At 43.5% G+C, this 13,904-nt stretch carries 12 protein-coding genes and 1 pseudogene; all 13 read right to left on the reverse strand.

All coding sequences use genetic code 11. The features are described 5' to 3' along the window. Nucleotides 1–16: 16 nt before the first annotated feature. Nucleotides 17–1,066: pseudogene (locus tag ASG93_RS36495) on the reverse strand (glycosyltransferase family 4 protein); the annotation flags it as partial. Continuing rightward, nucleotides 1,063–2,079 carry an NAD-dependent epimerase gene (locus ASG93_RS21245; protein ID WP_056834956.1) on the reverse strand — a complete coding sequence of 339 codons (1,017 nt, stop codon included), beginning with the start codon at nt 2,077–2,079 and terminating at the stop codon, nt 1,063–1,065. The gene ASG93_RS21245 and the pseudogene ASG93_RS36495, both read right to left, overlap by 4 nt. A 2-nt stretch (nt 2,080–2,081) precedes the next feature. Beyond that, the gene (locus tag ASG93_RS21250; RefSeq protein ID WP_056834958.1) at nt 2,082–3,275 is read right to left on the reverse strand and encodes a glycosyltransferase family 4 protein; all 1,194 of its coding nucleotides are present in this window, start codon (nt 3,273–3,275) and stop codon (nt 2,082–2,084) included. A gap of 13 nt (nt 3,276–3,288) precedes the next feature. Further along, nucleotides 3,289–3,669, reverse strand: a complete 381-nt coding sequence (locus tag ASG93_RS21255; RefSeq protein ID WP_235550926.1) for an acyltransferase — start codon at nt 3,667–3,669, stop codon at nt 3,289–3,291. A gap of 1 nt (nt 3,670) precedes the next feature. Continuing rightward, nucleotides 3,671–5,107, reverse strand: coding sequence for a hypothetical protein (locus tag ASG93_RS36500; protein ID WP_082615004.1), 1,437 nt, complete (start codon nt 5,105–5,107; stop codon nt 3,671–3,673). Beyond that, the gene (locus ASG93_RS21260; RefSeq protein ID WP_056834962.1) at nt 5,100–6,221 is read right to left on the reverse strand and encodes a glycosyltransferase; all 1,122 of its coding nucleotides are present in this window, start codon (nt 6,219–6,221) and stop codon (nt 5,100–5,102) included. The genes ASG93_RS36500 and ASG93_RS21260 overlap by 8 nt, the downstream gene beginning before the upstream one ends. Next, nucleotides 6,218–7,543, reverse strand: coding sequence for a flippase (locus ASG93_RS21265; RefSeq protein WP_056834964.1), 1,326 nt, complete (start codon nt 7,541–7,543; stop codon nt 6,218–6,220). Before ASG93_RS21265 ends, ASG93_RS21260 begins: the two co-directional genes overlap by 4 nt. 56 nt (nt 7,544–7,599) lie before the next feature. Further along, the gene (locus ASG93_RS21270; protein WP_056834967.1) at nt 7,600–9,435 is read right to left on the reverse strand and encodes a polysaccharide biosynthesis protein; all 1,836 of its coding nucleotides are present in this window, start codon (nt 9,433–9,435) and stop codon (nt 7,600–7,602) included. After that, nucleotides 9,432–10,121, reverse strand: coding sequence for a CpsD/CapB family tyrosine-protein kinase (locus ASG93_RS21275; protein WP_056834970.1), 690 nt, complete (start codon nt 10,119–10,121; stop codon nt 9,432–9,434). Before ASG93_RS21275 ends, ASG93_RS21270 begins: the two co-directional genes overlap by 4 nt. Next, nucleotides 10,105–10,866, reverse strand: a complete 762-nt coding sequence (locus tag ASG93_RS21280) for a YveK family protein (RefSeq protein WP_056834972.1) — start codon at nt 10,864–10,866, stop codon at nt 10,105–10,107. Before ASG93_RS21280 ends, ASG93_RS21275 begins: the two co-directional genes overlap by 17 nt. A gap of 28 nt (nt 10,867–10,894) precedes the next feature. Next, nucleotides 10,895–11,680, reverse strand: coding sequence for a tyrosine-protein phosphatase (locus tag ASG93_RS21285; RefSeq protein WP_056835172.1), 786 nt, complete (start codon nt 11,678–11,680; stop codon nt 10,895–10,897). Between the two features lie 809 nt (nt 11,681–12,489). Continuing rightward, complete coding sequence (locus ASG93_RS21290; protein ID WP_056834974.1) at nt 12,490–12,978, reverse strand: dihydrofolate reductase; 489 nt, start codon at nt 12,976–12,978, stop codon at nt 12,490–12,492. A 43-nt stretch (nt 12,979–13,021) separates the two neighbouring features. Further along, nucleotides 13,022–13,816 (reverse strand): thymidylate synthase, encoded by a 795-nt coding sequence (thyA, locus tag ASG93_RS21295; protein WP_056834976.1) that lies wholly within the window; start codon nt 13,814–13,816, stop codon nt 13,022–13,024. Nucleotides 13,817–13,904 lie beyond the last annotated feature (88 nt).

Raw genomic sequence — 13,904 nt, forward strand, 5'->3', positions numbered from 1 at the left:
TAACCTTGCGTCCCCCTTCACCTAACTCTTTAAGCAGGCTGTCACTCTTCAAAAGCTCGTTAAGTGCTAGGGTAAATCCTTCAATATGCTTATAGCGAACTAAGAGTCCGGTCTCCCCATGCTTGACCAATTCTTTGGTACCCAGCACATCACTGGCTATTGCGGGTTTTCGAAACGCCATAGATTCCATCAGAAAACGCGGGATTCCCTCCTTCTCCGAAGTTAAAACAACGACATCTGCCAGCTGAATCCAAGGGTAAATATTCGCTTGATGGCCAATCATCCGTACTTCGTTCTCCAGTCCTAGCGCCTTGATTTGATGAAGAATCTCCGCTTCCAGAGGGCCTTTGCCGGCGATCAGACAAACAAATTCATGGATGAAATTAGCTTTTAACATATGTAGGGCATCTAACAAAAAGGCATGATCCTTGACCGGCTCCAGTCTTGCAGCCATGAGAATAATTCGTTTACCTACTGGGATATTGGCCTTTATCCGAAGTAGTTCCAAGTCATTTTGAGTAATTTGCGCCTGAGCAGCATCAAGCTTGTTCAGATCCACACCATTGCCTTCATAATAAACAGGCTTACCCGGTGCCAAGTCCTGAAGTTTGGCGATATCCTCCCGGTTCTGTGAGGACAGAGCGTCACAGAATAGGGCACCAAATCTTTCTAAGCTGCGGTACACGAAGCTTTTGCTCTTCTTTTGCCCATCAAAGAAAGGAAGCCCATGACTGGTGTGCAAAATCATCGGTGTCCCCGCCAGCCAAGCTGCAATACGTCCAATAAGTCCAGCTTTTGCTGTATGCGTGTGAACGATATCAAAGCCTTCTCTTCGAAATAACTTTCGCATCTGCCAAATGGAACGGATATCATCCAGCAGGTGGATTTTGCGGTTCATCGTCAGAAAATGTAACTTGATATTGTATGGTTTCATGTAGGATTCTTCATATCCATCCGCTGATGAAATCAGATGAACGTCATAACCCTGCTGCTTCAGAACAGTCAGCTTGTCTGCCAGTATTTTATGAGAAATACTGCTTGTGCAAATATGAGCCACTTTCTTCATACAAATACCTTCTTATAGTAATGGGAGTACCAATATACGAAGGATTTAATCCCACTTTCAATGCTTGTTTGAGGACGAAATCCAATGTCTCTTGTAAGGTCATCGATATCGGCATAAGTCGCTTGGACGTCCCCAGGCTGCATCGGCTTATATTCGATGATGGCTTTTTTCCCTAAACATTGTTCTATAGTTTGAATAAAAGTCATCAAGGAAATGGGCTGATTGTTACCTATATTATAAATTTTATAAGGTGCATAAGAGGTTGAAGGGTCCGGTTGCTCACGATTCCAGCTTTCATTAGGAGCCGGAGGACGTTTCAACAGCTTCACGATGCCAGCCACGATATCTTCGATGTAGGTGAAATCACGCATCATCTGTCCTTCGTTGAACACTTGGATAGGCTTCCCTTCCGAAATCGCTTTGGTAAAAGAGAAGTACGCCATATCCGGCCTGCCCCAAGGACCGTAGACGGTGAAGAACCGCAACCCCGTAGTCGGCAATCCATATAGATGGCTATACGTATGAGCCATAAGTTCGTTTGCTTTTTTGGTAGCTGCATATAGACTAACAGGATGATCCACCGCATCATGGACAGAGAACGGCATTTTCACATTTGCACCATAGACTGAGCTAGAGGATGCATAGATGAAATGGGCGAGGCTATACTTGCGGGAAAGCTCCAGCATGTTAGTGAATGCGGTAATATTCGAATCGATGTAAGCCATTGGATTCACCATGGAGTAGCGGACACCAGCCTGTGCCGCTAGGTGAACAACAACCGCAAACGTATGAGAAGCAAATACATGATTCAATAAAGCCTGATTACAGAGATCTTGGGTATAGTGAGTGTAATTCTTATAAGCTGTCAATCCCTTTAATCGGTCTTCCTTGAGCTCAATGTCATAATAGTCGTTCATATTATCAATTCCTACAACGGAATAACCATTTTGCAGTAGTTTGGTCGTTAAATGATAGCCAATAAAGCCAGCAGATCCGGTAACTAGTATCTTCATATTTAGTTGGCTCCTTCTTGAACGAATCTCGAGAATTTCTCCCAGAATTCCTGCCTGTTTTGATCCAGTTGGACTTTGGTATAGCTGCCTGCTTTCACAAAATTAGTTCTTGCTTGCTCCGCTAGCCATGTTTTATTCGTGATGTTCTCTTCGATCAGACGAGCTAATTGCTTGTCACTGCCAGGCTTATGCAAACAACTTTTATCAATCAACTCCGGTATACCGCCTGCCGTCGACCCGATAACCGGGCACCCCCTGCTCATCGCCTCAACGGTTGCCCTTGGCAGCCCCTCTTGGAAGCTCGGCTGTAAGTAAACATCTACACGATCTAACCATTCAAAAACGGCATCGCCGCTCTCCCGGACACCATCGAAAAACACACGATCTTGCAAACCATATTTAGCAGCAAGTACTTTCCAAGGACCGATCTCACCGCCACCAAGAATACGGAATTGAAACGGTGGGAGCTTCGATTGAATTTTGGCGAGTGCTTCCAATACTGTTGCAATCCCTTTGACTTTCCCGTTAAGGTTGCCGATAAGCCCAAGAACGATAGGATTGTCTGTGTCTGACTCAATCTTGTCCATACGTTGGTTGAGTACACTTACGCAAGTTTCTGGGATTTCGACATCGGAGCAACCTTCTGTATATCCTTTCGAATTCGGATAACGATTCTGGAGAAATTGCTTGGTAACGTAAATGGCAAAAGGAGCATCCTTCACTTGCGATTTCGTCTTCATCGTCGCAAACAAGGCGTAGGCTTTACCTTGGGCATTGCCGTAATTCCACAAAGCATCCCAAGCACATGCGACCATTTCAACAGCGAAAGGCTTGCCTAGTTTCTTGGCAATGGCTATTGCTTCTGAACCTATTTCACTTGGCAATCTGGCAATAACCGCATCCGACTGTCGGATGGATTCGGTTAATATACGTTCGATGTAGCCCTTCTTCGTTAGCTTATTCACTGGATTACTTAGCGACGGCAGCACAATGAAATCGACATTTTTACCGCTAGATAAGCTTTTATTCGCGATTTCCGTCCCAGAGGAAATCTTTTTCGCTCTGGAGGCAACGGTTATTTGATCGAATACGGATAAATATCTTTCCCATACGGCATAAGGCAGCTTCCCACTGGAGAAAAATTTACCTGAATCATTAAAGTAAAAGGTATGATCATGCGCCCATAATACTTTCATTATCTCCCTCTTCTCATATGGTTTTAATTGGTTTTGCAGGTACGCCGCCTACGATTGTATTCGCATGTACATGTTTGGTAACAACGGCGCCGGCAGCGACAATCGATCTGCTGAAAATTTCGACACCTGCCAGAATGCGGCAGCCACAGCCAATCCATACATCTGAATGAATCGTGATGGGAGAGGCTTTCACAGGGTTGTCCCGGATGGCAAGAGCCGATACCTCCCACGTATGCTCAAATGAAATGATAGAGGTTTGATGAGCGATCGAAACATCATTAGCGATATGTATGCCGCCGACCGCATCCAAATAGCACTGTTTGTGAATACTGACATGGCTGCCAATCGTTAAGTTGTCCCAATTTTTTATTTCAACCGACCGGCCAACGAACACGTTATCCCCGCAAGTCGGTATCAACCTTTTCAGCAGGCAATAACGCATTGCTAGTCCCGCACTGTCTGGAAGCAGATCCGTCACGCTCCACATCATTTTGAGTAAAGGTTTTGGCAGGATGGCCAACAGGGCGATTAGCATGTTCAGTATGATTTTGAAGCGATTGAATTTGTCCCTGCCTCTGATGGTAAGCCTCTCCTTCCTTGGAATAAGCGGTTTTTGGTTTAAATAGCCAGCAAATGGTATAAGCATTGAGCATATAAAGAATAGGAAGTATAGGTACTTTCTTTCGTACCATGTTATCCCCGACGGTACCTATGCCATAATCGAGCTCCCTTTCTGTTACCGTAATATAGCCGACGAGTATAAGGGTGCAACCTAGGGTGAATAACAAAATTAAACACATGGTATAGAAGGAACGTGTTTCTTTATGTACGGTCCAAACGATTGCAGCCATTACGAAAGTCACCATCATATACACAGCCTCAAGCGTCCGCATAACGAATTCAGCATCCCAGTTCAGTACTTTGAACGGATTGGGCGAAGTGAATAGGAATAATGTCAACAGGATGGCATTGAACAAACCGATTACCCCCACTTTCCACAAAACAACGCTTATAGCCGTAATTAGCATTGTGATCGCTGATTTAAGACTTTGGCGAAACAGGAAGTAGAAAGATAGGACATACACGATGGAATAGTCTCGAAGCATACTTGCGTAAAATAAAGCAACCAGGAAAAGCAAGTATCTTCGATTCAATAAGAGCTGTGTACATAACAAGCCTAGTAAGGCACAGGCCATATCCTTTCCAAAAACAGACGACATGTACATAAACGCTGGACTAGCAAATAATCCGACAATGATGATGGCTCGATACACGGATTCACGCTGCTCCGGCAGCTCGTAGGTGAAAAACCTTTCATTGAGCTGGTACGTGATATTACAGCATAAGATTAATAAGAAGGAATTCAATGTAATAATCACTAACGGATCTGTCATGTTAAGGAACTTAAAGAACGGCATGTATAACAGTCCAAAAATGGGATAAGCTGATGAATTAAGCCAGTACGTTGTAATATGGTCGTAAGCATACTGCAGAAAGTCTGTTAAACTCGGATAGAAGGAAACCTGACTATAATAGTGCTTGGCATCAGGGCCAAATAGTGGGTCTGTCGTTATGGCGTAGACAAACTTTCCCAACAGCATAACCATAAAACCAACATAGAGGACAACCGGCTGATGGGGCCACTTCAGCATGAAATAAAAAGGAATCATGAGGATAAAAAAAACAACGATTCCCATGTCCAGGTCCCACTCACCACTCCATTTGGTGATGAGCAGCAGCACGCAAAGATAGAAACAAATCAGCGTGCTTTGAGTCGGATTCAGACCTTTCTTTGCCTGCAGCTCCCTCCCCACTCCATCTCGGCTAAGCATGGTAAATTTTCTCCAACCTCTGAATATTGGAGTGAATATCGTAGCCTTGCTCCTGTAAGCGGCTATATCTTATCGACCAATCCGGCGTAGCGGATTGTCTACTCATTCTTGTCATGCCCTCTACCCACTCTTGCGATTGCAGCTTTAGGTGCTTCACCATATCTAGCCCCAGATTCGCTTCCGGAGGCACATGTTCAGATACCATACTCGGCACTCCCCCCGCTTGTGCTTCAATCACGACCATCCCCAGTCCCTCGTAGAGCGACGGCAGCAGGAACAAATCGAAAGCACCGATAAGGTCAGGAATGTCTTTCCTAATCCCTAAAAACATGATTTGATCTCTAATCCCCAGTTTCTCGGATAAAGTTTCCATTTCATGTCTTAGCTTCCCATCCCCAACCAAGACGAGGCGTGCATTCGGCTGAAGTTCCACGTACAGCGCAAACGTTTCGATCAAAAAACGGTGATTTTTCTCCTCACTAAATCTACCGATATGTCCAATGATCTGTACAGCTGGATCCGTAACACCTAGGCGTTCTTTCAACCGAATTCGATCGGCAGGCAGTTGCTCATACGGGGCCAGATTGATGGCATTTGGAATCAGCTCGGTTCTCGCATCACCCCAACATGCTCGTCCAAAGAGAGATTCACAAGCGGATTCCGAACATCCAATCAGGTGTGTACTATGTTTCGAAATGAGCCATCTCATATAGCTCTGATACACTTTGCGCCGCCATGTCGTTCGCCCTTGGGGGGATACGGTATGACTATGGGTAATACGCACTGGAATTCGTAAATAAGCGGCCATTTTGACGATATATCCGCTGAATTGAAATATATGGCTATGAATAGCATCGTAAGGCCCATAATTCGTTATATTATGTATAAATTGCTTGCGGAATATGCTCAACCCTCTTCTGGGATGGGGCTGAATCAGAATCCGGCCACCCAGTTCTCGAATTTCTTGATCATAATATCCGCTTTCCGGATATTGTACGGCAAAATGGAACTCATAACGCTTTCTATCTATGCTACGGTAAATATTCATGAGCAGCGTTTCGATTCCACCGGGATCCATTTTTCCTACAACATGCAAAATTTTTATTTTATTCATCCTGTTCTCCCCATCCAAACACCCGTCGTAATGTGCATCGTCTTCTTCACCTTAACCATCATGCTAAAGTAACAGAATGCTGTTGAAACGAGTCCTGCTGTTGCGGCTCCGACCATGCCCATGCTTGGAATGAGCAGCAGATTCAGCACGATATTCATGCCTGTGGCGATCATTAGGTATCTGCTGGAGGCCCGTTGCTGCCCGGTCATCGTCATCACCGTTCCCGATTGCCCACAGTAGGCGTGGATCAGATGACTAAGAGACAGCAGAAGTAAAGCAGGTTGACCTGCACGAAACTCCTCCCCGAACATTCCAAGCAGCCAAGGCCCTAACAGCAAAACCGCCAAGAAGACAAGTCCCGCGAAAAGAAATCCCGATCTGCCGGAGAGTGTACAGATTCGCTGCATTTGCTTCATATCACCTTTGGCATAGCACTCGGAAATAATCGGAGCTGCGATCATATTAATGGATGTAATCGCGAAAGATACCATCGTTGCGATTCTTACGGCCGCTGAGAAAATCCCCGACTCACTCGTACCATGCATCATGCCAACCATGACAACACTTAATTGTCCAAGGATCAAATACATCCCGGAGTTCACCATTAACGTCGTAGATTCTGATAGCCAGTGCTTCGTATGATATTTGACTGCTTGGTTCTTCGTACTAGGGCTTAATTTGCGATGCAGCACCCAGGCGCCTACCAGGTAAGATAAAATCATTGAGCCGAAGAAGATGATCATCGCATCTAAAGCACTTGCTTGCGTATGAAAGATTGTTTTGTATAGTAGCAGAGCTGCCATGCAGCATACTGGCCTCATCACTTTTTCAGGAAACTGAGCAAACATGACCTCTTTAATCGCGAGTAGAGCACTTTGACGCAAGGTAGTCACTGCCATTAAAGGAATAACCAGCAAGCTAACTAAGAACGTCTGATATAACTCACCGGGACTACTACCATATATAACATAGATCACTAAACTGCTTATGACCATAATAACGAAGGAAGCGAGAAACGTTAGTTGATTCGCTCTGCGCAAAAGTCCCTTGATCTCTCCCCATAGCTGACTTGAATTGTAGGAAGAGACGTAGCGTACAATCGCTGTATCGAATCCTAGATTGGCGGGAAATACGAGAAACGTAATAACCGTCATGACAAAAGCGTAATTACCGTAACTCGTAACGCCTAGTCCCCTGGCTAGAACAACCTGCATAAGCACGGCCAAGCCAACACCTGCCACATTGAGTAAGAAAGATAAGGAACCGCTTTTCGCGAGCAGCCTAGCCATATTGGATTCCGGATGCAAGTTATTTGCCTTCATAGCTACCTTCTTTTTAATTTTAATTTTTATTTGATCCAAAGGTGATCCAAGCTCGTTTACGATACGTTACTATAACTTGGAACCATGTGCTTCAGCATGTCACGAATTTCTTTCTGTCCATTGCCAAGCACTTTCTCTAGCTTCCGAATCTCGAATTCGAGCTCAGTCCGGTTAATATTCATAGGCTTCCCAATGAAAATGCGATCGTGCATCGTAGAGGAGATCCCCTCTTCGTTCGTCAGCAGCTCTTCATACAGCTTCTCGCCTTCCCGCATGCCAGTGAAATGAATCGCGATATCCTCGTGAGGCTCGAACCCAGAAAGACGAATTAAATCGGCGGCTAAGTCATAAATTTTGACAGGGGCACCCATATCCAGAATGAATATTTCCCCTCCTTGCGCTAGAGCACCTGTTTGAATGACAAGCTGGACCGCTTCGGGAATCGTCATAAAATAACGAACCATCTCCGGATGCGTCACGGTCACTGGCCCACCCTGCTGAATTTGCTCCTTGAAACGAGGAATGACGCTTCCCCTCGAACCAAGGACATTACCGAAGCGAACAGCAACGAATTTGGTTTCACTTTGCTTGTCCAAGCTTTGAATGAACATTTCGGCGATCCGCTTGGTCGTCCCCATTACGCTAGTCGGATTGACCGCCTTATCACTAGAAATCAGCACAAAGCGCTCTGCATGAAACTGGTCAGCACATTCCGCAACATTTTTCGTACCAAACACATTGTTCTTAATCGCTTCGGAAGGATTCCGCTCCATTAAGGGCACATGCTTATGAGCTGCTGCATGAAAAATAACCTGTGGCGCATGAATGTGAAACAGTTCTTCCAGTCTAGCGCGATCCTGTACATCGGCGATAATGGTCTCCAATTCCAAGTCGGGGATAAGTCTGCGCATCTCCATCTCAATTGTGTAAATACTATTCTCTCCATGACCCAGCAGCAGCAGCTTTTTCGGATGAAATGGAGCGATTTGTCTGCACAATTCTGAACCAATGGAACCGCCGGCACCAGTGACGAGCACGACTTTATGGTCTACATAGTTCGCTATTCCTTGTAAATCTGTGCATATCGGATCTCTGCCCAGCAAATCTTCGACCTGCACATCACGCACTTGGTTAAGCGTCGTCTTACCAAGAATAATTTCTTGCAAATACGGAATGATTTTCACGCGTGCTTTCGTCGTTTTGCAAATGTTGATAATCTTCGTCGTTTGTGCTTTGGACACGGATGGCATCGCGATGATGACCTCGTCGATACCGTGCTTTTCCACAATAGCAGGTATGTCCTTGCTGCCACCTAAGACGGGTAAATCATAAACCTGAAGATTCTGCTTATAAGGATCGTCATCTACAAATGCGAACGGTACGGTTACATAGTTTTCATTGTTTTTCAGTTCTTTGGCAAAAAGGGTTCCGCAGCTGCCTGCGCCAATAATAAGAGCTTTTTTAGACTTATTAGTACCTTGAACAAGCTTCTTAGTTCCGAATTTTTCGCAAAATACACGCCATACAAAACGACTTCCTCCTAACAGCAGCAGCGTAGTTTCCGCTGTATGCAGGAGGATAGATACAGGAATGTCTCCCATCGTGATGAGGTTAGCAAGGAGATAAACACCTACGGTACTAACCATCACTGTCTTCGCAATCGAAATCAACTCACCGATGCTGGCATACTGCCAGATCCTGTTGTATAGCTTAAAATGAAACATGCATACTATACTTACGACGGATGAAATGACACCATACATTAACCATAGATCAACCTTCTCGGCAGGGATCGTGCTATGATAAAAAAGATAGAATGCTGAGTACACACTTAGCCAAACCAAGCACAAATCAATTGCTACTAAGATCCCTGTTCTTTTGGAATAATTCATTCGACTTCTCCTCCGTAATAGGAATAAGAATTAGCAATCTCCTTTTGAGAAATTTTATTAAGAACTACACCTAATATGTGCGCTTTTACAAACTCCAAAGAACTCTTCGCCTTCTGTACTAGCTCTCTTTTCACTTTCCCGGCATCCACGACAAGAATGACTCCATCACATTTGGTCGCAATAATTTGCGCATCACTCACTGCCAGAACGGGAGGTGTATCGATTAGAATGAAATCAAATAGCTCTTTCAGCTCATCCAATTGCCCGCTCATCTTCTGAGAGGCAAGTATTTCGGACGGATTAGGTGGAATTGAACCTGCAGTGAGAATATATAAATTCGGAATATCGGTTTCTTTAATCGCCATCTCTAGCGAACATTGATTGGTTATTAAATCAGTAAGGCCATGACGATTCGAAACTTGGAAAGTATGGTGTGCCGTGGGCTTCCTTAGATCGGCATCAATGAGAAGCACCTTCTTATTCATTTGGGCATAAACAACAGCTAAATTATTGATCGTTGTCGATTTACCCTCCATCGGTTCCGAGGAAGTGATCATTAACGTTTGATAATGCTTGTCCACGGAAGAGAACTGAATATTGGTCCGCAACGTACGATATCCTTCAGAAATAGGTGATTTGGGGTTAATCATCGTGATTACAGGCCGGCGCTTATCGGATCTGAACATTGGATATTTCACCGACCTTTCTCTGGGATGAGATGATATCTCCTTGGCGTTTCATATCCCCTTCTCCCATTTGTATAATCAAAGCTAAGGTCGGCAGACTAAGGTATCGCTGAACATCAGCTTCTGTTTTAATTGAATCATCGAAGTATTCCAGCAGAAAGACAGAACCGATCGAGATCATTAGGGAGACCAGAAAGCTGAGCGCAATGTTTAGCTTTGCATTCGGCTTTATTGGCTTATGAAGTTTAGTGGCGTCCGCTTGATTTAGCAAGATTACGTTATCAACTTTCATAATTTTCGGGATCTGGTTTTGAAAAACATGGAAGACGGCATTTACAATTTGTGATGCTTTCTCATAGGATCTATCCTCAATGGAAATGGTAAGAACTTGGGTCTCATTCACAGAGCTGAGCTTGATATTGTTGATTAGCTCGTCTGCAGTTAAAGCAAACTCCGGGTGTTCCTTCGATACAATATCCATAATTGCTGGTGTTTTGATAATTTCTTTGTAAGTATTGATGAGTGAAATATTCGTGTTAACGGCATTTAAATCTAGCTTAACTTGTCCGGTTTGATCAGCTGATGAGTTAATGATGAGCTTCGTTGAGGCTTGGTAGGTCGGTTTTATGAATAAATAACTAATAACCCCCGTTGCTGTGCAGCTTAAAACGACAATCAGAACAATTAACCATAATCTCTTTCTCATTACACCCATGAGCATTTTCAAATCAAGTTCCCTTGGCATGTCTTCGATACCTCGATTCCTATTTCTTTTATGTGCCCAATATGTTTAATACTCTTTGCAGAGAGAATCTACTTCTCCTCTTAACGGCCGGTGTCCATCTTTCGATGGGTGTGTTTCGAATGACATGTTCTGCATTTTGCTGATAGTAAGTTACGTAATCATCACCTAGCAATCGCCTCACAGAGTCATAGGCTTGTTGTAAATGAAAGGGTCTATGTATGGCATCATGAACATCAGAGGCAATAAAGTGCACGAGGTTCCTTTTGCAAAGTTCCATGGCAAGCCTTTTGGTATGAGACCCAAATTTACCTGTAATGGAATGGGAAGTTAACTGGCTCAGCGCTCCTAACTCAATCATGCGCAGCAGCTTGTCCGGTTGATCCGCAATTTCTCTATTCCTCTCAGGGTGGGCAATGATAGGTGTAATTTGCATAAGTGATAGTTCATAGATCATCTCATCCATTCTCTCAGGCAGTTTACCCGTTGAAAATTCGATCAGCATATAAGATGAACCATGAAGTGTCAAAAGCGAGCCGTCATCATAATCATCAATCAGTTGCGGATACACCCGAATCTCTTGTCCATGGCATACCTTTAAATGGATTTGATTCTGATTAAGTTGTTCTTGAAACACGGCAACGGCTTCGATGATGGCATGTGCCTCATTCAGATACCTCCCGTTTCGGTGATGAGGCGTCGCAAGAATCATTGTAATTCCTTCCTGAACGGCCAATCGCGCGAGTTCAAGTGATTGCTCCAACGTTCTGGGCCCATCATCCAGGTTGCATAGAATATGGCTATGGATGTCGATCAACAAACTCGCTCCCTTCTACCTATTCAACGTTATACATAAAGTATGACATACTACTCTCTAAACAATTAGGGAGCAGAGTCGTGTATTACTTAGTCATTTAAGATTATTTAAAATCCCAAAATTTGATAAAGAATTGTGTATTTTGGGAAATTTAAGATCTTTTTTGCTATAAAACACAATAAAAATCCGTATTTAATTTACATTTTATTACTTTTATGTTTATTGAAACTCAATTATGTAGGCATATGTATGTTTTAACTGCCATCGCCTAAATTCCGAAAGAATCCTATAGTCAAGGGGTGTGCGCAGGTTTTTATGGCTGGATGATTTTCCCACTGTAAATTCAATCTGAAATTGTGAATAGGTCAATTCAACTATGACTAGGTCTTTAGGTTGGTAAGTCTATGGTCACTCGGGACAGATTGTAATTAAATGGAATTTGACCATTGGCTGATTTAGTTCCCTGCTAGACGTCCTATGTCTAGGTCAAACAAATCAATTTTCAGACTATTCTTACTCCATTCTATTGCAAAAAATGATTGATTTCTCTGGTCTTTTTAAAATACGAAATCATTTTTCTTTATAAAAGAGAGAATAGCAAGCTAATTTAGCTTTGTATCAGGATAAATTGGGAGAAAAAATGACGTAAAATAGGTCAAATGAATCTTATGACCATAAAAAAAAACTCTGAATTATCCAAAGTGCGGACTACTCAGAGTTTTTTTGAGGGTTACGTGGGGAGGTTATCCCCTTTATGATTGCTTGCTCAGTACTTAAAGGTTAGGGAGAACTGGCATAGCCTTCAGTCACTATGCCTTCTTTTTCTCATATATTCGGAAATAATACTCGTAAGGATTTTTCTCATTCCGTTCCCCTTGTTCACTGGATACCAACGTCCAGTCGGACAAGTTTAGTTCGGTCATAAACGTATCCGCTTCAAACTCATGCTCGATGTGTGTAATGTACATCTTGTCCACCGCAGAAGCGAACAATCGGAAAATTTCCGCTCCGCCAATAACGAACAGTTCCTGAACAAGGAAGCCGTCCACCGCTTCTTGCACAGAGTGAATGACCTCACAGCCTTCTGCTTGGAACTCCGGATTTTGAGTGAGAATGATATTGCGTCTGCCCGGTAACGGCTTGCCAATGGATTCATATGTCTTCCGCCCCATAAGAATAGGGTGACCCATCGTCACGGATTTGAAAAACTTCAGATCCCCTGGTAAATGCCAAGGCAGTGTATTATTTACACCGATGGCTCGGTTGCGATCCATTGCAAAAATGAATGAGATACTCATGCAGAGCCCCTCCTTTCGTCACATGATTATAGAATAGCTCGTTTTAAATGGCGATTGGCGCCTTGATACCAGGATGCGATTGATAGTCAACGAATTCAAAATCTTCAAAACGGTATTCAAAGATCGAATCCGGCTTCCGCTTGATTACCATTTTAGGAAACGGGAATGGCTCTCTGGAAATCTGGGTTTTAACTTGCTCGAAGTGATTCGAATAGATGTGCACATCTCCACCGGTCCAAATCAGATCCCCAACCTCCAAATCACACTGCTGTGCGACCATGTAGGTTAAGAGTGCATAGGAAGCTATATTGAATGGCAACCCAAGAAAAGTATCTACGGATCTCATTTGAAACATACACGACAAACGTCCATTTGCTACATAAAACTGAAAAGCATAATGACAAGGCGGCAATGCCATGCTTTCAATCTCTGCAACATTCCATGCACTAACCAAATGTCTCCGTGAATCAGGATTGTTTTTGATTTGCGTAATCAGTGATGATATTTGATCAATAATCTGACCATTGGGACCCTGCCAGGTTCTCCACTGAGAGCCATAAACTCGACCTAAATTACCTTCCTCGTCTGCCCACTCGTCCCATATTGTAACCCCATTATCTCGCAAGTATTGAACATTTGTACTTCCGCTTAAAAACCAAAGCAGCTCATGAACAATGGACTTTACATGTAATTTTTTGGTTGTTAGCAAGGGAAACCCTTGTGATAAATCTATACGCATTTGGCGGCCAAAGACTGAAAGTGTCCCAGTCCCTGTCCTATCTTCTTTTTTTACCCCTTGTTCCATAATATCTTTTAATAAATCTAAATAAGCCCTCATCTGGCACCTCATAGTTCATATTATTATAAAAATCATTATAACAGAGGAACTCCATGCAAAAAAGCTGCACGAGGGCAGCTATCCAATA

This window comes from Paenibacillus sp. Soil787 (assembly GCF_001429545.1).
In the GTDB taxonomy this organism is placed as follows: domain Bacteria; phylum Bacillota; class Bacilli; order Paenibacillales; family NBRC-103111; genus Paenibacillus_E.

Bases quoted from the DNA above. Each gene is read 5' to 3' on its own strand.
- ASG93_RS21245 (WP_056834956.1), bottom strand. From the start codon at position 2,079: ATGAAGATACTAGTTACCGGATCTGCTGGCTTTATTGGCTATCATTTA.
- ASG93_RS21250 (WP_056834958.1), bottom strand. From the start codon at position 3,275: ATGAAAGTATTATGGGCGCATGATCATACCTTTTACTTTAATGATTCA.
- ASG93_RS36500 (WP_082615004.1), bottom strand. From the start codon at position 5,107: ATGCTTAGCCGAGATGGAGTGGGGAGGGAGCTGCAGGCAAAGAAAGGT.
- ASG93_RS21260 (WP_056834962.1), bottom strand. From the start codon at position 6,221: ATGAATAAAATAAAAATTTTGCATGTTGTAGGAAAAATGGATCCCGGT.
- ASG93_RS21265 (WP_056834964.1), bottom strand. From the start codon at position 7,543: ATGAAGGCAAATAACTTGCATCCGGAATCCAATATGGCTAGGCTGCTC.
- ASG93_RS21270 (WP_056834967.1), bottom strand. From the start codon at position 9,435: ATGAATTATTCCAAAAGAACAGGGATCTTAGTAGCAATTGATTTGTGC.
- ASG93_RS21275 (WP_056834970.1), bottom strand. From the start codon at position 10,121: ATGTTCAGATCCGATAAGCGCCGGCCTGTAATCACGATGATTAACCCC.
- ASG93_RS21280 (WP_056834972.1), bottom strand. From the start codon at position 10,866: ATGCCAAGGGAACTTGATTTGAAAATGCTCATGGGTGTAATGAGAAAG.
- ASG93_RS21290 (WP_056834974.1), bottom strand. From the start codon at position 12,978: ATGAGTATCTCATTCATTTTTGCAATGGATCGCAACCGAGCCATCGGT.
- thyA (WP_056834976.1), bottom strand. From the start codon at position 13,816: ATGAGGGCTTATTTAGATTTATTAAAAGATATTATGGAACAAGGGGTA.